13 protein-coding genes are annotated in these 18,766 nt (G+C 40.5%); all 13 read left to right on the forward strand.

Annotated features, from left to right (window positions below; translation table 11 throughout):
* The first annotated feature begins 1 nt into the window (after position 1).
* The 13 genes from HWW83_RS01680 (at position 2) to HWW83_RS01740 (ending at position 18,721) form a co-directional block, all read left to right on the forward strand.
* Positions 2 to 436 (forward strand): arsenate reductase/protein-tyrosine-phosphatase family protein, encoded by a 435-nt coding sequence (locus tag HWW83_RS01680; protein ID WP_072022480.1) that lies wholly within the window; start codon positions 2 to 4, stop codon positions 434 to 436.
* 12 nt (positions 437 to 448) lie between these two features.
* Entirely contained in the window at positions 449 to 2,614 is a 2,166-nt protein-coding gene (wzc, locus tag HWW83_RS01685) for a tyrosine-protein kinase Wzc (RefSeq protein WP_047572122.1), read from the forward strand.
* Positions 2,615 to 2,735: 121 nt separating this feature from the next.
* Positions 2,736 to 3,896 (forward strand): glycosyltransferase family 4 protein, encoded by a 1,161-nt coding sequence (locus HWW83_RS01690; protein WP_226772984.1) that lies wholly within the window; start codon positions 2,736 to 2,738, stop codon positions 3,894 to 3,896.
* A 55-nt stretch (positions 3,897 to 3,951) separates the two neighbouring features.
* Positions 3,952 to 5,364, forward strand: coding sequence for a hypothetical protein (locus HWW83_RS01695; protein ID WP_047572118.1), 1,413 nt, complete (start codon positions 3,952 to 3,954; stop codon positions 5,362 to 5,364).
* Between the two features lie 69 nt (positions 5,365 to 5,433).
* On the forward strand, positions 5,434 to 6,486 hold the full coding sequence (locus HWW83_RS01700; protein ID WP_072022479.1) for a glycosyltransferase family 4 protein: 1,053 nt from the start codon (positions 5,434 to 5,436) through the stop codon (positions 6,484 to 6,486).
* An 18-nt stretch (positions 6,487 to 6,504) separates the two neighbouring features.
* On the forward strand, positions 6,505 to 7,806 hold the full coding sequence (locus HWW83_RS01705; RefSeq protein ID WP_069100908.1) for an oligosaccharide flippase family protein: 1,302 nt from the start codon (positions 6,505 to 6,507) through the stop codon (positions 7,804 to 7,806).
* Entirely contained in the window at positions 7,778 to 8,584 is an 807-nt protein-coding gene (locus HWW83_RS01710) for a polysaccharide pyruvyl transferase family protein (protein WP_176588945.1), read from the forward strand. Before HWW83_RS01705 ends, HWW83_RS01710 begins: the two co-directional genes overlap by 29 nt.
* An 18-nt stretch (positions 8,585 to 8,602) precedes the next feature.
* Positions 8,603 to 9,577 carry a glycosyltransferase family protein gene (locus tag HWW83_RS01715; RefSeq protein WP_069100907.1) on the forward strand — a complete coding sequence of 325 codons (975 nt, stop codon included), beginning with the start codon at positions 8,603 to 8,605 and terminating at the stop codon, positions 9,575 to 9,577.
* Positions 9,578 to 9,605: 28 nt separating this feature from the next.
* Positions 9,606 to 10,772: a glycosyltransferase family 4 protein gene (locus tag HWW83_RS01720; protein WP_047575279.1), complete on the forward strand. Its 1,167-nt coding sequence runs from the start codon at positions 9,606 to 9,608 to the stop codon at positions 10,770 to 10,772.
* Between the two features lie 85 nt (positions 10,773 to 10,857).
* The gene (gene wbaP / locus HWW83_RS01725; RefSeq protein WP_047572113.1) at positions 10,858 to 12,288 is read left to right on the forward strand and encodes an undecaprenyl-phosphate galactose phosphotransferase WbaP; all 1,431 of its coding nucleotides are present in this window, start codon (positions 10,858 to 10,860) and stop codon (positions 12,286 to 12,288) included.
* A gap of 21 nt (positions 12,289 to 12,309) precedes the next feature.
* Positions 12,310 to 14,295, forward strand: a complete 1,986-nt coding sequence (locus HWW83_RS01730) for a right-handed parallel beta-helix repeat-containing protein (protein WP_176588946.1) — start codon at positions 12,310 to 12,312, stop codon at positions 14,293 to 14,295.
* 43 nt (positions 14,296 to 14,338) lie between these two features.
* On the forward strand, positions 14,339 to 15,427 hold the full coding sequence (locus HWW83_RS01735) for an acyltransferase family protein (RefSeq protein ID WP_226772986.1): 1,089 nt from the start codon (positions 14,339 to 14,341) through the stop codon (positions 15,425 to 15,427).
* A gap of 288 nt (positions 15,428 to 15,715) precedes the next feature.
* Positions 15,716 to 18,721, forward strand: a complete 3,006-nt coding sequence (locus tag HWW83_RS01740; RefSeq protein ID WP_047575273.1) for a DUF4214 domain-containing protein — start codon at positions 15,716 to 15,718, stop codon at positions 18,719 to 18,721.
* Positions 18,722 to 18,766: the final 45 nt, after the last annotated feature.

Consider the following 18,766-nt stretch of genomic DNA (forward strand, 5'->3'; position numbering starts at 1 on the left):
AATGTTTGATTCGATACTAGTCATATGCGTTGGGAATATATGCCGCTCACCCACAGGTGAGCGTCTATTGAAACAATATTTGCCAGAAAAGAAAATCAGTTCTGCGGGTCTAGGTGCTATGGTAGGCAAAGCAGCAGATAGCTCGGCTATCCATATTGCAGAATTGAATGGCCTTTCGCTCGATGGGCATATCGCTCAGCAAATTACTAAAGAGATGTGCCGAGAATATTCTCTGTTATTAGTGATGGAGAAAAAACACATTGATGCTGTTTGCCGAATATCGCCAGAGGTCAGAGGAAAGACCATGTTGTTTGGTCATTGGGCTGGGCAAAGAGAAGTGCCAGACCCTTACGGTAAAAGCAATGAAGCTTTTGAATTCGTTTATAGCCTACTCAATGAGTCTGCCCAAAAATGGGCACAGGCATTAAATCGTTAATTAGAGATTAAAATGACTGAAAAAACAAACAACACGAACAGTAGCAGCGAAGAAATCGACTTGGGGCGATTGTTTGGTACGTTACTAGATCATAGATGGTTAATTATCGGTGTAACCACACTGTTTGCTGTTATAGGAATAGTATATTCCTTATTTGCGACACCGAACTATCAATCTGATGCTTTAGTACAGGTTGAACAAAATGCGGGTAATTCGTTACTCAACGATTTATCACAAATGATTCCCAATAGTCAGCCTGGTTCGTCAACTGAAATAGAACTTATCCAATCGCGAATGGTTCTAGGCAAAACGGTTTCCGATCTTGGTCTGGAAACTGTTGTAGAACAACAGTATTTTCCAATCTTTGGCCGCGGATGGGCAAGATTAATGGGACACGCACCTGCTCAAATTGCTTTGTCTCGTTTTAATATATCAGAAGACATGTTGAGTGTGCCGTTTGAACTGGAAGTAATTGATGATAAGCACTATTCACTCAGCCTTGACGGAACCGAAGTTCTTAAAGGAACAGTTGGGCAGCAAGCAAGCAGAGGCTCAGTATCGCTTCTTGTCAGTGACTTGATCGCTGCTCCGGGCACTAAATTCAAAATCGTCAAGCAACCAATTTTAGTGGCAATAAATAGCTTATTGGATTCTTTTTCTGTTGCAGATAAAGGAAAAGATACAGGCGTCTTGGAGTTGAGCTTGATTGGTGAGGATCCGGTCGCTGTAAGAAAAACGCTTGATAGTATTGCCCGAAACTACCTACTTCAGAATGTGGAACGAAAATCTGAAGAAGCCGCGAAAAGCTTGGATTTCTTAAAAGAGCAATTGCCTGATGTGCGAGGTGCTCTTGATACAGCTGAGGATAAATTAAATCAATATCGTCAGATGAATGACTCTGTAGATTTATCTCTAGAGGCAAAATCTGTATTGGACACGATAGTTTCTGTTGAGTCTCAATTGAATGAGTTGACGTTCAAAGAGGCGGAAATATCCAAGTTGTATACAAAGGAACACCCTGCGTATAAAGCATTAATGGAGAAGAGAGCGACTCTTCAAAAAGAGCGTGATAAGTTAAATAAACGTGTCAGTGCAATGCCAAAAACACAGCAAGATATTCTTCGCCTGACCCGGGATGTCCAGGCTGGCCAAGAGATATTCATGCAGTTGCTTAATAAGCAGCAGGAGCTAAGCATTACTAAGGCTAGTACTGTAGGCAATGTACGAATTGTAGACCCCGCAGTAACTCAACCGAAGCCGGTTAAACCGAAAAAAACACTTATAGTGATTTTGGCCACCTTTATTGGCGGTTTGTTGTCTGTTGGTATCGTGTTAATGAAGGCGATGCTGCACAGAGGCATTGAAACTCCAGATCAACTGGAACAAGAAGGAATCAATGTCTATGCAAGTGTTCCTCTCTCTGAATGGCAACAGAAAAAAGATAGGGAGAGCTTGCTGACTAAACGCATCAAAAGTAACACTCGTTCAGAAGCACTGCTTGCGGTAGGAAATCCGGCTGATCTTGCGATTGAAGCGATCAGAAGTCTTAGAACCAGCCTACATTTCGCAATGTTGGAGTCAAAGAACAATGTGTTGATGATCTCTGGTGCTAGCCCAAACATCGGTAAAACGTTCGTTAGCACTAACTTGGCTGCGGTAATCGCCCAAGCAGGGCAGCGAGTGCTCATTATTGATGCGGATATGCGAAAAGGCTATTCACACAGTTTGCTGAATACTACTTGGAAGAACGGGCTTTCAGATATATTGTCACAACAAACGACTATCGAGAATGCTGTTCGTAAAACGGAAATCAGTGGGCTTGACTTTATTCCACGCGGTCAGATCCCGCCGAATCCGTCAGAATTGTTGATGTCCGAGCGTTTGGGGGAATTCCTTAAATGGGCGTCAGATAATTACGATATGGTTCTGGTTGATACACCTCCTATTCTTGCAGTAACTGATGCAGCAATTGTTGGACGTCATGCAGGGACTGCGTTGATGATCGCGCGCTTTGGTATGAATACTGTGAAAGAAATTGAAGTGAGTATTAGACGTTTCGACCAAAACGGGATTGATATTAAAGGTATTATATTAAACGCCGTAGAGAAAAGGGCCAGTAGCTATTACGGTGGTTATGGCTATTATCAATACGAATATAAGTCGTCAGAAAAAGCATAACTCTATAAGTCTCAAGGCCATGCGGCCTTGAGACTTCAACTGTTTTTTTTTACTGACTTTTTACCGCATGGACAGTCAATAAAAAAAGATAGTGCAAATCCTTTCAAATTACGCATCAAGCATGAGCGAAATAGTACGCATGAAGATAATGATTGTTAACACACTTTATTCTCCGTATAAAATCGGCGGCGCAGAAGTTTCAGTTCAGCTTTTAGCTGAAGAGCTTGTGATGATGGGTAATGAAGTTCGAGTAATATGCATACATCAAGAGGAAAATAGAAAGGAAGCTATCATTAATGGTGTGAAAGTGGTTTATCTACCATTAAAAAACATTTATTGGCCATATGGTAGCAATCAAAATCAAAACAAAGTAAGAAAGCTAATTTGGCATTTGATTGATAATTATAATATTGGCATGGCGAAACTATTTCGGAATGAGCTTATTAATTTTTCCCCTGAGGTTGTTCACACGAACAATTTAAGTGGCTTCTCGGTTTCTATCTGGAATGAGATAAAAAAAAGGAAAATAAAATTAGTACACACGGCACGTGACTACTATCTTTTTCATCCTGGTTCAACACTATATGTGAAAGAAAGCAATATTAAAGCCAGCTCGATGAATGTTAAAGCATGGTCATTTTTAAAAAGATTTCAGAGCAAGAACATTGATAGCTTTGTTGGCATTAGCGATTACATTCGGGATTTTCATTCGCAAAATGGTTTTTTTAAAAATGCAATAAAGGAAACGATTTATAATTCAGTTGAAGTTGATTTATGCTATCGATCTCAGCCAGAAAAAAATGTTGTGGTAGGATTTATAGGGCGGTTAACTGAAGACAAAGGATTTAATAAATTCTGTGACATTGCGGAAGAGTTTAGCGGAAAGGATGAAGTCAAATTCATTGCAGCAGGTCGCTTTAATTCAGATAACTCTGGAAGAAAGCTTGAGGGCAGAGCGAAACAAGCCAATATTAATGTTCTCGGATTTGTCCCTGTAACAACGTTTTTGGAGCAAGTCGACTTTGTGGTTCTTCCGATAAAATGGCAAGAACCATTTGGACGCGCTGTCGTAGAATGTGCAATGTCGGGAAAGATTGTACTCACTAACTTAGTTGGTGGGATAAGTGAGTTGGAAAGAATGTTGCCTAATATACACGACCTTGATAAGGCAAATATTAATAATATCTTTTGCCTAAAACCGAGAGATTTTAGTGAGTCGGAAAAGTCTATTTTTAATAAACGTAGGATCGCACAGGCTTATTTTAATATCTATCAGAAGTAAAAATGCTGATAATTTAATTCTATAATAAAGATGTATAAGTTATTTGGAGAAGTATATGGCAGGGTTGATTTTTATTGACTCAATAGTCTTTTTTATCTTTATAGCTATTGCGATGCTAATTCTCTTTTACTTCAAAAAGAGTGAAAAAATTAGCAAATCATTTTTGCTATTGCTGATATTTTATGTTGCATGTTCATACTCATCATATAATATGATGGTGAAGCCGATTCATGACTACAACATGGCGATCGCTCGAACATTCATCTTTCACTTCAAGGTGATCGGCCCTCTGGCACCATTAGATATTATTTTTCTGCTAACATTGATGCTGATTGTGCTGAAAAAAGCACTACAAAGAAACGCATTGACCTTCCGATTGGACATTGATACTTCATTTTTTATTAAGTTTATACTTGTCCAAGGCGTAGTCATCGTTACTATCTCAACATTGGCATTCTTGCTTCATAGCTATGGTGGTGGTAAAGGGCAGCTTACTGATCAACTATTATATTTCAGAGGGATCATCTATTTCTTTGTTGTTGCTTATTTATTTCAGAATGCTGTTGGTGATTTTAAGCGACTGGGGTTTTATAAGTTATTTTCTTTGTTCTTAATTCTTGATTTGATCAACGTGATCTCAGGATTTATATCGACACTGATATATAAAGACTATGTTTGGTCTCGTTATGGTATCAACGTAAGTATTATCGACCAAGACGATGTGTATAATTTCTTAACGATGTATGCACTGCTAACCGTTTCGTTTATTTTTACAAGACCACTAAAAAGAATATATATATATATAGCAATTATCGGTATTGGTTTTTTAATGTATGCAAATATATATAAGTACATTTTTATGCTGGCAGCCTTATTCTTCTTCTATGACACGTTTGTAAATGCGATGAAGGGGCGAGTTGCTGTCTTTAAAATTATGTTTGCGGCTATATCTATCGTCCTCTTAGCATCAACAATAGCAATGTTATCGACAAGTAAATCAATGAACACCCGATCGGGTCAGATAACGGACTATTGGGAATATACAGGAAGTCACTTCCCCGCTTCTATTATCGGTATTGGTCATGGTGGTCAGTTCTATTCTCCGACTGAAACTGATGATGATGGAGAGGTGAAGGCCATCTTAAAAGAGAGTAGTTTGGCGAATTATAAAAGGAATATACAAACCCCTGTGGTATCGTTCATTAAAACTGTAGGGCCGCTTGGAACGATTATTGTTCTTGCCTTCTTGGCGTATGGTTTGTGCAAAATAACATTAATTAATATAAGACTACCTTTCAATCCTCTCTATAACGCAATATTCTTTAATTTAATTTGGATGATGACAGTATCAGTTGGTTTCTTCCAGTCGGGACCATTTGTTATTCTGACGATAGCGAAACTTCTGATATTTGTTACTGCTATAAAACAGTCAGCAAGAGATGAAGAATCACGAAAGTATATTTTTTAATGATTCTTTTAGTAACATCCAATAGGATTAGTAGGATGTTAGAAATGAGTGGCTTGTGAGAGGTTTTTTATGATTTATATTAATGCTAGATTTCTAACGCAAGATTTAACAGGTGTGCAGCGTTTTGCAGAGTCTATCTCTATCTCGCTGAGTAAGATTCGCAACGATCTGGTTTTTGTTTCGCCTGATAATATAAAAAGAAAGGATGTCGCTGAACAGTTAAATGTTAAAGTAGTTGGTAACCATACTGGACATTACTGGGAGCAAATTGAACTACCTGGTTTTCTAAAATCCAACGATAATCCATTGTTGGTGAACTTAGGCAATACATCACCTGTTCGCTATAATAATAAAATATCGACATTGCATGATATAACTTATAAAAAATACCCCAAAAGCTACTCCCTGAAATTCAGACTACTGTACGATATAATTATACCCAGGGTTTTGAAAACTAGTTCAGCACTCATTACGGTAAGTGATTTCTCTAAAAAAGAAATTTCGAACTTTTACCATTACCCGGAAAAAGATATTCACGTTATTTACAATGCTTCTAGTGAGGTCTTTAAAAAAACAAGTGCATTTGATGAACAGTCTTTTTTCATGGCGGTATCGTCAAATAATTATCACAAAAATTTCCATGGATTAATTAGTGCATTTGAGAAGATATCAGAAAACTCGAATGTTAAGTTGAAAATAATCGGTGGAACTAACAGTAGTTTTGCTACCTCAAACTTATCATCTGACTTGTTAAAATCTGGTCGAATCGAACTTTTGGGGCGGGTTTCAGATGACGAGTTAGTTGCGCTTTATAATTCAGCCTTGGCTTTTATATTTCCATCATTTTACGAGGGGTTTGGTATACCTCCTTTAGAAGCGCAAGCTTGTGCTTGTCCGGTAGTTTCATCGAACCAAGCCTCCATGCCTGAAGTATTGCAGGATAGTGCACTTTTCTTTGATCCTTGGGATGAGGCAACATTTGTTCAAGCTCTCGATAGAATTGTACAAGACCAAGCATTGAGAGAGAGTTTGATAAATAAAGGTTCTGACAACGTAAAGCGGTTTTCTTGGGACATATCAGCTAATAAACTGAATCAACTTATTAATTCTCTTAACTCTTAACAAGGCACAGTAAGTATAATGGGAAAGTTATTATCCAATCTCATTTATTTAATCTTTGAGAAGTTCTCTACTACGCTCATTTTGCTCATTTCCAATGTGGTTATTATCCGGTATTTGGGAGTGGAGGACTTTGGTAGACTTGCTATCTTTCAGCTATATTATGCTCTGGCTGTAACGGTTTCAGAGTTTGGTATTAGGCGAGTGTATTCCTCGCTCAAAGATCCTGCACGAGAAGCGCTGATATTCTCTCAGGCATTTTACATAAAAATTGCCAGCTCCCTTTTTTTTCTCTCTTTTGCTGCAATATTCTTATACTATAACAACTATGATGTGATTTTTTATGGTTTGCTAATTGCTTTTATCGCATCTCCATTTGAAATATTCACTTATCATTTTGAAGCTAATTTAAAAAATCAGATCTTAGTTAAAGTTAGACTTACTGTGTCTCTTGCTTTGGCTTTGCTCCGGATTGCAATCTGTTTTAGCGGGCCGGGCAATTTTATTTACCTTCTTTTTACTTATGCATTTAGTAATCTTTTAATAAACATCATTTGTGTTTTTTTGACTAAAAAGCATAAAATGAAGATTACAAAGGTACGCAGCGCGGCATCACGTGGAATAATAAGAAAGCATCTTTTTAGTCGTTCTTTATTTTTTTGGATGTCGGTAGTCGTAGTCCAATTAAACATGAGGACTGATCAGTTTATGTTATCTATTATGGCCGGGACGGCAAGTGTTGGTATTTACGCGGGCGCTTATAAACTGGTTGAGCAGCTATTATCAATTCCATCGTTGCTGGCTGGTGTGTTTCTGCCTTACATCAGTAAAAATAAAGAGATTGATAAAGAGAGTTATTTAGAGAAGCTATATCTCTATGGTATGTTGATTAGCATCCCTATGAGTGTCTTTCTTGCTATAATTTCGCCCATTCTGATCCCGTTTTTGCTAGGCGATGCGTTTAAAGAGTCAATAGCCGTTTTTTCTATGTTAATGCTGGCACTCCCGGTTCTGGTGATTGTTAATCTCAGTGGTTTGTATTATAGCGTCTTCAAGTTGGAACGCTTTGCTATTGTAAGAAATCTATTTGGCTTGGCATTAAGCTTAATTCTTAATGCTGCGCTTATCCCCACCTTGGGTGCGTTTGGCGCGTCGATATCAGTTTTCCTCAGCTACCTTTTTGTTGGTTACTTTGTCGAATGGCTGCTCCCAGCGACTAGACGAAATGCAGAAATAAAAGCTCGTGCATTGATTTTATTGTTCTCATACCACACATATCTGGAATTGTATTCATATGTTAAATTTAAGTTTTTCAAAAAATGATAAAATGCGCAAGCGTGTTTTTTGGTGGGAACCAAAAGATGGTATTCCTAATGCCGGCGATCATTTGGCTAAGGTAATTGTTGAGCAAATGCTTATCCTCCAAGATAAAGAAATTATGGATAAGAAAAGTTCATCTAATAAACTCTTATCAATTGGTTCCGTCATGCATTTTGCCAACCAGGGCGATTGCGTTTGGGGGACCGGTGTTAATGGAAAAATACCTCTAGATAAGTTAGATTTTTCTCGCTTGGATGTTCGTGCAGTTCGTGGACCCAAGACGCGTAAAGTTCTGCAAGACAAAGGGATCGATGTACCTGAGGTTTATGGAGACCCTGCGCTTTTATTACCTAGCATTTTTAGCAAGGAAATTTTAGAAGATGCACGTTTGCAGAGAGAGGTTCTTGTCATTCCTCACATGAATGAAGATATGGGGAAATACGAAAAATATAGACATATGTTATGCTCGCCAAGGCAGGGGGCGTTAAACTTCACTCGTAGAATTGTAAATAGTTCATTCGTCATCTCTAGTTCTTTACATGGCGTTATCATTGCAGAAGCATACGGAATACCTGCTATTTTCCTCGATGGTGAAAGTGGTGAATCAATGTTTAAATACGATGACTACTATCAAGGAACTGGACGGGATTACTATCCAGTGGCCAAAAGTGTTGATGAAGCATTCAAGCTTAAACACGCAGAACCTATAGATATGAATAGCCTTGTGCCAAAGCTCTTCCAAGCGTTTCCATATGACCTTTGGGATGTGACTGAATCATGATTGGGTATATGTGATTATATGAGAATTTTATATTACCCTAAAAATAATGGCGTCAATGAATACAGTAACAGATTTAAAATCCTCCTGTCTAAATTTGGCAGTATCGAAGGGCATACATCAAAAGAGCTATTGCTGAGTCTTGCAAAGTTTAAATTTAGAAAGTTTGATTATGCTTTTGTTAATTGGCTCGAGTCTGGGTTAATTAATAAAAAGGGAAGGATTAGCTTCTATTGTCTCACTAAGTGTTACCTCAAAACGTGGCTATTTAAACTTGTTTCGAGGAGGGTTGTTTATGTGAGGCATAATTTTTATCCGCATGCTGCGGTTGAGTCTGATATTAAACGTGCCAGACAGTATACAGATTTTCTGGAGTCTTTATATGATTCAGTTATCATGCACTCTCCGGTGGCTAGTCAGGATAATAAACGTTATATCCCTCATCCTTTGTATCAATCCGTTATTCCGGTCGTAGCTGTTGAACCACCATTACTTTCTTATGTTTTTTTTGGAAGAATCACGAAATATAAGAAGCTGGATCAGCTTATCGCTGCTGTGCCCAAAAATGTTAAACTAACGATTGCTGGAAGTTGCGATGACACTGAGTACTTAAGTTATTTAACTGGAATAGCCGGAGATAACATTGATATTCGTGCTGGCTTCCTAAGTGATAATGAGGCTCATTTGCTCATTAATAATTCCCAGGGACTTATTATCGCCCATGCTGATAGTGACATGATTGTCAGCGGGAGTTTTTTCTATTCACTCAGTGCTGGTGTAAGAGTTATAAGCGTTGAAAGCGATTTTCTTTTATGGGCAGAAAAGGAATTAGGTCACGATGTTATCGTTTGTTTTAAAGATATCGCATCATTGGGTGAGGGGCTTAGTGCGCTGAAACCAAGAGTTCACTTCGATGGGAAATTAAATGAAGTCATTAGTATGAACTTTAGCGATGAAACCATCTGCAATGCATTGAAAAATAAAATTTTTGATTGACTAAGGCTATATGTTACGCGAGGAAATAATGCTAAATGATAAAATAAGCGTTGGAATTGTAGCTGATTGGTTAGTGACTTTTGCTGGTGCCGAGAAGGTGATAAAAGAGTTTCTTGAGCTCTATCCTGAAGCAGAACTGTATTCTATTATCGATTTTTTATCTGATAAAACCAGAATGGATGCGTTTAAAAACAAGCGTGCTAAGACTAGTTTTATTCAAAAAATGCCAAAGGCAAGATCTAAATATCAAAACTATCTTCCCCTGATGCCTCTTGCTGTTGAACAATTAGATGTTAGTCACCATGACGTTATCCTTTCAAGTAGCCATGCTGTCGCGAAGGGAGTGCTGACCGGACCTGACCAGCTTCACATAAGCTATGTACATTCTCCGATAAGATATGCATGGGATCTGCAACATCAATATTTGAAAGAGTCAGGGTTGAATCGTGGTTTTAAAGGCAGTCTTGCGAAATATATCTTACATAAAATGCGTATGTGGGATTACAGAACTGTAAATGGAGTAGATCATTTCGTCGCCAATTCACAGTTTATCGCACGGAGAATAAAAAAGGTTTATGGACGTGATGCTGATGTCATTTATCCTCCGGTAGATGTTCAGCGCTATGAACTGGTCGATAATAAAGATGATTACTATGTTACGGCATCCCGTTTGGTACCATATAAAAAGGTTGATTTAGTCGTCGAAGCATTTGCTCATATGCCAACAAAAAAGTTAGTTGTTATTGGTGATGGTTCCGAAATGGAGAAAATAAAAAAAGTCGCCGGAAAAAATACAAATATTGAGATATTAGGCTATCAAAGCGATGAGGCTATGAAAAATTTGATGGCAAAAGCGAAAGCTTTTGTTTTTGCTGCTGAAGAAGATTTTGGAATTACTCCTGTTGAAGCACAAGCTTGCGGTACACCCGTGATCGCTTTTGGTAAAGGGGGATCCCTCGAAACTGTGCGACCCTATGGCGAATCTTCTGCGACAGGTATTCATTTCCCACAACAATCCGTTGACTCACTGATTGTAGCGATTGAAAAATTTGATGTAATAAGTGAATCAATCAGTCCATTAGATTGTCGAACTCATGCTGAGAAATTTTCTACTGCAAGGTTTAGAAAAGAGATCGATGCGTACGTTTCGAATAAATGGCAAGACTTCTCAGAGAAAAAACGCATACAATATTAATTACTTTAATGTTTCTGCTTCTATTATTTCTGGTGAATTCAATGCTGTTTATTTTGAATTAAACTGTATCAGACGAGATGATTCAATGGGTACTAAAAAAAATGTAAGTGGCTTTGTTTCAAAGTTCGCTTTAGCTATATCTGATCTTATTATTTTCAATGCGTCATTTTATCTCTCTTGCATTGTGATTTATTTTATTTTTGGAGGGATTGAGCAATTCCTACCACAAACTGAATTTGCCACAAGGGCGTTAGCTCAATTTATACTGTCATTGCTCTGTGTCTTATGGTTTTGGACGCGGTTGCGGCATTATACGTATCGGAAACCATTTTGGTTTGAACTTAAAGAAGTGATTAGAACATTGATCATTTTCTCTGTCCTTGACTTGGCCCTTGTAGCATTTTCGAAATGGGATTTTTCCAGATATATTTGGCTTTTTTCTTGGGTGATGATCATAACTCTTCTGCCTTTAAGCAGAGCATTTACAAAGCGGCTTCTTAACAAATTTGGTATCTGGAAAAAAGATACCGTTATTATAGGCACTGGTCGAAATGCTAAAGAAGCATTTGTCGCACTGCAAAGCGAAGAGGTCTTAGGATTCCAGGTGTCTGCATTTGTATGTACTAGTGAGCCTTGTGATGATACTTTTCTTGGGGTTCCTGTAATTGCGACACAGAAGCAACTTTGGGAAAGAATAGATACGGATAATACACAATTTATCATTGCCCTTGAGTTCGAACAGCATGCAGAAAGAGATTATTGGTTAAAAGAGCTTGCCAAGCATAATTGCCGTTCTATTTCTGTAATACCGACACTGCGTGGTGTTCCTCTTTATGGTACAGATATGTCATTTATCTTCAGCCATGAAGTCATGATTCTGCGTGTCAGTAATAATTTGGCAAAAAGATCATCGAGATTGATTAAGCGCACTTTCGATATATTTGGCTCATTAGCTATATTAATTCTTCTTTCTCCTGTTCTTTTAATTTTGGCATATAAAATTTCTCGCGATGGCGGTAGTCCTATTTATGGTCATGAGCGTGTTGGTCATAATGGAAAGAAATTCAAATGTTTGAAATTTAGGTCTATGGTTCTAAATTCTAAAGAGGTATTGGAAGAGATATTGAGGACGAACGAGGATGCTCGTAAAGAGTGGGCAACTGACTTTAAACTGAAAAATGATCCGAGAATAACAAAGATTGGTTCATTCATTCGGAAAACGAGTTTGGATGAATTACCTCAACTTTGGAATGTTCTCATTGGTGAGATGAGCCTGGTGGGACCTAGGCCCGTTGTTGAAGAGGAACTTTGTCGCTATGCCGGTGATGTTGATTACTATTTGATGGCTAAGCCTGGTATGACCGGCTTGTGGCAGGTCAGTGGTCGAAATGATATAGACTATGATACGCGTGTCTACTTTGATGCCTGGTATGTAAAAAACTGGGCGCTTTGGAATGATATCGCAATTCTTTTTAAAACTATAGGCGTGGTGTTGAAAAGAGACGGCGCGTATTGAAGCGATGACTGAGGGGGAAGTATGAATAGACGAGAGCTTGTTGGCAAGTTTTTGGTAGGTGCTGCTGGACTTTATTCATTTAAAGCTAGTGCAGAACCATTACCAAAAGCAAATCAAGTTGAGTTTGTCAGAGACTCTGTAATGGGAGGGGTTAAAACTATCGAGGGACAAGTTACTTTAAGTCCAGAAATGTTTCTTCCTAAACAAGCTGACAAAGCGAATACTGAGTCAAGTGGTGTGGTATCTGATTACTATACTGCCTTTTCTTTAATGTTTTCTAAAGCCCATGAGCTTTCAGAAAACAACATTGTCAATATTAATATTGAAAAAGAATACCGACTTTCTCGTGCATCATTTGAACTTCCTTCTAATTGCCATATTTTCGGCCATGGATTAATTTACTTGGATTCAGACTCCGATACGGAGTACTTTTTTCGTGCTGTAGAGCGGCGTAATTTTTCTATCAGAGATGTAATTTTAAGTTCCTCAAAGGTGGAGAAGTTATGGAGTAAGTCTGCGAGTGGTGTTTTGATCGAGCGCTGTACTGGGTTCTCATTGTCTAATTTGGATATAAGTTTTAGAACAGATGCAATTGCCATCACTAGCAGCCATTCTTTCAGAGTCATGCACTGCACTTTGCATGATTTAGGAGAAGAGGGGATAGTAGTACGTTCTAGCTCTCGGTGGATGATATTTGATAACCATATTTATAACCACAATGGTGACGGTATTCTTTTGAAAACCGGCAGCCGGGATTCTAGAGATGGTAAAGTTATATATAACCGCGTTCATGGCGGTGCCGATCGTTATGGGCTTAAAGGAACCAATGGCGGTGGGATAACATTAAATGACGAGGTAAAGGGGTCTTCAACTTATTTCCATAATTTGTTAGTGCAAGGGAATACAGTCGAGAATACCTCTTACGGTATTTCTTTTACAAATATAGAAAACCTGAAGGTTGTGGATAATAATATTACGGCAGTGCAAAGATTTGGCATTGTTATAGATAATGCAGTTTATAATAACCCTCAGAGGCATTCTAGCAATAAAACTCTGATTTCAGGAAATTCTGTTCAATATACCCAGCAGGCGGGGATTTCATTTAGTTCACAAAATGGTGTTGATGTAGAGAATACTATTATCTCTCAAAACTTTGTATCTGATTGCGCATTGTCTGAAAAAGCCGATTTCCCTGGCATTTCAGCTAATCATGCAACGATATCAAACAATCGAGTCTCTCGGTGCAGAACCCTTCTGAGCGCAAGAGATTGCGTCATTGAAGGTAATTTTTTTTCTGATAGTTTGAAGTCGAAATCAGGCAAGGATTCTGCTGTGTTGAAAATAGGGGGTGGGACGACTTTCTCAGGAAATGTAGTTTCTGAAAAAAACATGGGGCATATTATGCTGGGTGATGTGTCTGGCAGTATATTTTCCGGAAACAGAATAAGTACCGCCTCAGGTTTTGCTGTTTTTTACTCGGAGGTCAATCTTACGGACACGGTTCTTTTCAAGGACAATATAATAAATAATGACTCTGCTATTGTTTTCAAATTAAACCCGACTTCATTAAGTTACCTTTCTTGCGATCATGAATCTTTGGGGTATAAAACCACGTACTTTGGTCTCCCAAAAAAAGGAAAGTTTAAACGAGGTGATAGAGCGATTAATAAAAATATTTATCCGGGTATGCCTTGTGAATGGGTATGCACTAAGGAAGGGAATCCAGGAGAGTGGCAGATTGATAAATTCCTCGATCTTGTTGTAAAGACAGAAGTATATAAGGTTTCAGTCGCTGTAGGTTCCTCAGGCGAGCTGACGGTGCGAGATGATCGGATAAAGGAGGGGTTTCTTGTTGTCTCTGTTACTCCCGCACTCGGTGTACCAGGTGTGATTTATTCAGCTATCGTTCAGAAGGCAGGTCAGGCTATTATCAATATTGTAAATGTTGGGAAGGAAACCGCATCTATCAATACTGCCTTTATTTTGACCATTAATAGCGGTTACTGATTTGCAGGCTATTACCTAATCCATTCTTGAGTTTGTAATTTGTATGGAACGAAATTTTATTTTGGCGGATGATATGAACAGAGACCTACCTCAGCAGAAAGCTAGTTCCGGGGTCCCTGGGCGATTGGAGTATGTGGATTCCATACGTGGCTTAGCTGCTATTGGTGTCGTTATAGCACATTTTATTGTTCCTTTATATTTGAGTTCTTCGGTCATATTTCATGACTTTATTGATATTGGAAAGATTGGCGTCGTACTTTTTTTCATTATTAGTGGGTTTATTATCCCTTTTAGTTTTAAAGAAAAGAATGGTGGTGTGAAAGCCTTTCTCATCTCTCGTTTTTTTCGTCTTTATCCGGCCTACTGGGTATCGCTTTTTATTTTTTTAGTCGTCAGCTATTTTTGTGGCGCGTCATATCCTATTCTTCAAATATTGTCTAATATCACTATGTTTCAATCTGCTTTTGGGGTTAGAGATATCGTTGGTGTTTATTGGACATTATTTATTGAGTTGGTTTTCTATGCGTTATGCGTATTTCTTTTTGTGATGGGAATATTGAATAATCTCAGGACAAATTTTTATCTTTCTCTGGTAATGCTCGGTTTTGCTTTGTTCTTAGGTGGGGTTCGCTATTTTAGTGGAATTTCTCTTCCTGTTGCTCTGCCACTTGCCTTATCGTTAATGATGTTTGGTGGGATGTGGCGTGCATATATTCTTCATGGTGATTATTACGCGAAGAAGTTATGTGGAAGGTATATTTTTGTTTATGTATTTATGATTCCAGTAATATGTAGTTTTGCATATGGTGGTTTATTTGGTAATGGTATTCGCTATATCATCACTTATCTGTTGAGTGTCGTGCTCTTTTTCATTTTTACAACGAAAGTGAGATTGCAAAATCGTTTCTTTGTTTTTTTGGGGACAATAAGTTACTCTGTTTATTTGATTCATCCTTCAATTCTTGTTTTGTTTGAATATTTTTCCGATACACTCGATTCAAATTGGAAGCTCTTCTGGGCTATCATCGGGGTAATTGTAACAATTCCAATTTCTCATGTGATTTATAAGTTCGTAGAAGAACCTGCTGTCGCTTTCGGCAGAAAGATGAAAAATCATATAGTTAGCAGCTAGCGTTTCTTTATTTATTTCTTGTAACTCGAAACCCAGGGCTCCCTGGGTTTTTTTTTGCTAAAATAATTGCATGATAATAATAATCTTAGTTATTTAATTTATTTTTTAACTGGTTGATTTATAGTTGTTTTTTTAATGGCCCCCTTGTTCTTGACAAGCTTTGATTGGTGAACTTAACTCAAATCGTGAACCTTTATGTTTTCTTTTAGGTTCAATTTTGTCTTTCGTTTCTTCTTATCTTTCGGCTTCTCTAAACAGTTTGCATTTAGCATTGCAAGGGGAACTATAATGGCTGGTTTAGCGTATCAACAAGAAGCAGCAGCTCTTCTTTATGCAGTATTGGGAACAAAATCAACAATCTCTGCTTATGACTCTATCGGGGGACAGTTAGAAAGAGCAGTGGTTACTTCGGATGGTTATGTACAAACATTACTGTCTTCAGCTCAAGGGCAAGCCTTATATGCTGGAAAGACTACCTCGGAAATTGTGCAGAGCGTTTACACCAACGTTTATGGGCAAGCTCCATCAGGGGCCGTTTTGACGGAATTGCTTGGTGGCGGAACGGTTGGCCAGATTCTTTCCAAGATTGTCAATGGGGTGTTGGATTACAGTGGTTTTGATTCGACACAGTTAGCTGCACAAGACTCCTTCACGAATACTATTGATACCATACTTTATCCGTCTGCAAGCGCCGCAGCTTCCTCAGGAAGTGGTGCCGCCGATATTCAGGCTCTGTATTATGTATTAGGTGCAGGTATTACACCAGATATTGTTAATACTTGGGGCAGTGCGATAAGTGCTGGAACAAAAACGCTGTTAGATGCGGCTACGGATGCAATCAAGGGACGAGCTTACTTATCAGGTGTGAGCAATACTGACTTTGTAACCAGACTGTTCGTGCAAGGTTATGAGCGTGCGCCTACGCAAAGTGAACTTAACACTTACCTCAGTGAACTCACGGGGGGGACGTCGCGTGCCCAAGTTGCTTTGGAAGTCATCGCCTCTCTGAGGGGGACGGTATCACCATCCGACGCTCTCGCTCAGACGCATTTTAATGGAGCAAGCAAGGTTTATGCACCTGGCGAGTTGGCGGCGCTTGTTTATCAAGAGCAAGTGGCCTCTATCTATCTCGCCGTTCCTGATCGTGCAATTGATGCCGCGGGCTTGGATCCTTACAGTAAAAAACTTGAAGCTGGCAAGTCTTTTGAAAGTCTCATTACCAGTCTTTTAGGATCTGCAGAATTCCAGCGTAAAGGTGCGCAGCTATCTGGCGATGATTTTATCCAGCATGTCTATACTGCCGTTCATGGCGCAGCTGCCACGGCGGCACAACTTGCACTTTATAGTGGGCTTTCTTCCAAGTCATTGATTACACAGGCAATAATTAATGATCTTCGTACTTCGACTGCTACTGATGCCACAACTGTAACTCAACAGCATGGGTTCGAATTTGATATCGGTACCAGTCTGCTGTACAAAACGGCAGCTTCGCTGACCGCAACGGCTGCGGGCGGTAACGCTACGGGAACAGTAAATACCGGGGCTTCACACCAAATTAGCAACGCCGAAACAGCTGTACTGACGAATGTCCAATTGAACGCCAATGCCGCCAGCCTGGTCAACCTGAAGTTCGCCGATCACTTGGCCAACCTGACCATCAACGGCACCAGCGCGGCAACGGTTAACCTGTCTGACAACGGTGTCAACCCAGGGGTTGCTGTCACCGTCAACAACGGCAACGTGATCCTGAATGCCAGCTCCGGCGCAGACAACGTGGTCGTTACTTCGACGGCAAACATCGCGACCGGCACGGCGAAGTTTAACCTCGGCGCCGGTAACGACAGCCTGCACTGGGCGGGCAACGGTGTTTCCGGTGGGGCGAACACTGTCGCGAACACGGTTAAGGCTGATGGCGGCGCAGGTACCGACTCCATATCCGCCAACTTCATCACCAAAACCGTAGTGACTAACCAGAACGCCCTGGGCGTTCGCACCAGCACAGTGAGCAGCAACGCCAACAACTTCTCGAACTTTGAGCAGATTGATCTGACCGGCTATATCGGTAAGTCTGTCGGTACGCTGATTACGACACCGCTGATTGGTTCACCGACCACCACCAGCGTCACTACGCCAACCAACACCTTCGACTTTGGCCTGACCAACGGCACGTCTACGGTAGAAGGCACTACGGGCGGCACAGTCACCCAGAACGCAGCGGCGACCAACCTGGGGACGCAAGGCTTCGTGATCTCCGGCCTGGCTAACGTCAACGTCATCAACGCTGCCGGCGGTAACGCCGCACAGCTGGAAGTGAAAGGTGACGCGACCTCCGCCAGTACGCTGAACTTTACCTTCGTCCAAAACGCCACCGACCACTTCAACATCAACTTTGATGCGGTGAGTTCTGCCAACGTGAATGCCGGCGCCATCAGCCTGAACAGCAGCAGCAGCCTGATTGGTGGTACTGCATTGAGTACGGTGAACGTGGCTTCGGGCGGGACCGGTAGTTTTGACAATATCTTGTCGTTGGCCGGCACCAATGCGCAGGTTCAGACCATCAACGTGACCGGTGATCACGCGCTGGATCTGACGCTGGGCAGCGGTTTTAGCAACGTGCGTGATATCAATGCATCCACTAACACCGCTGGTCTGAATCTCGACTCCAGCCATGGCGGCACCGGTGACGGCATTATCATTCAACTGCTGAACATTCTGCCGCTGAGCGTCGTCACTACCAACCTGCTTGCGCCTGTGCTGACGGCGTTGGGTCTGAACGGTTATCAACTGACCGTAGAAGGCTCAAGCGCTGCCGACACTTTGGGCGTGATTGGCAACACCACGCTGACCGGCGGTGCGGGTGCGAACATCTACGACATCAAAGCGAGTAATACGCAGGCCGGTGTGACCATCAAAGACTTTAGCAGCCTCAAAGACAAGATTGTCGATGTTAACCATGGCGGCCTGACTATCTCCAATGACGCCAGCGGCACGGCGGTCGCGGACTACGGCACGCGCTCAGCAGATACGCTGGATGCGCTGTTGGGGACCCTGGTGGGCGGTTTGACCAATGGCGTTATCGGCCTTCTGGGCGGTATTCTCGGTCTGGATGGCAACAACTCGCTGACGTCGAAAGTGGGTGTGGCATCCGTTGTATTCAGCGGTGGCGGCAATACCGCCAGCTCCTATGTGATTATCGACAACAATGATAACCACGCGCTGGATCTTAATGATACCGTCGTATACCTGACTGGCCAGAACCACCAGCAATTGGTGGATACTCTGCACTACGCCTAAGGGTAAAGCTGCAAGAACAAATAATTCCACATGGAACTATTTGGG

Origin of the sequence: Serratia ureilytica (genome assembly GCF_013375155.1) — a bacterium.
Lineage (GTDB): Bacteria > Pseudomonadota > Gammaproteobacteria > Enterobacterales > Enterobacteriaceae > Serratia > Serratia ureilytica.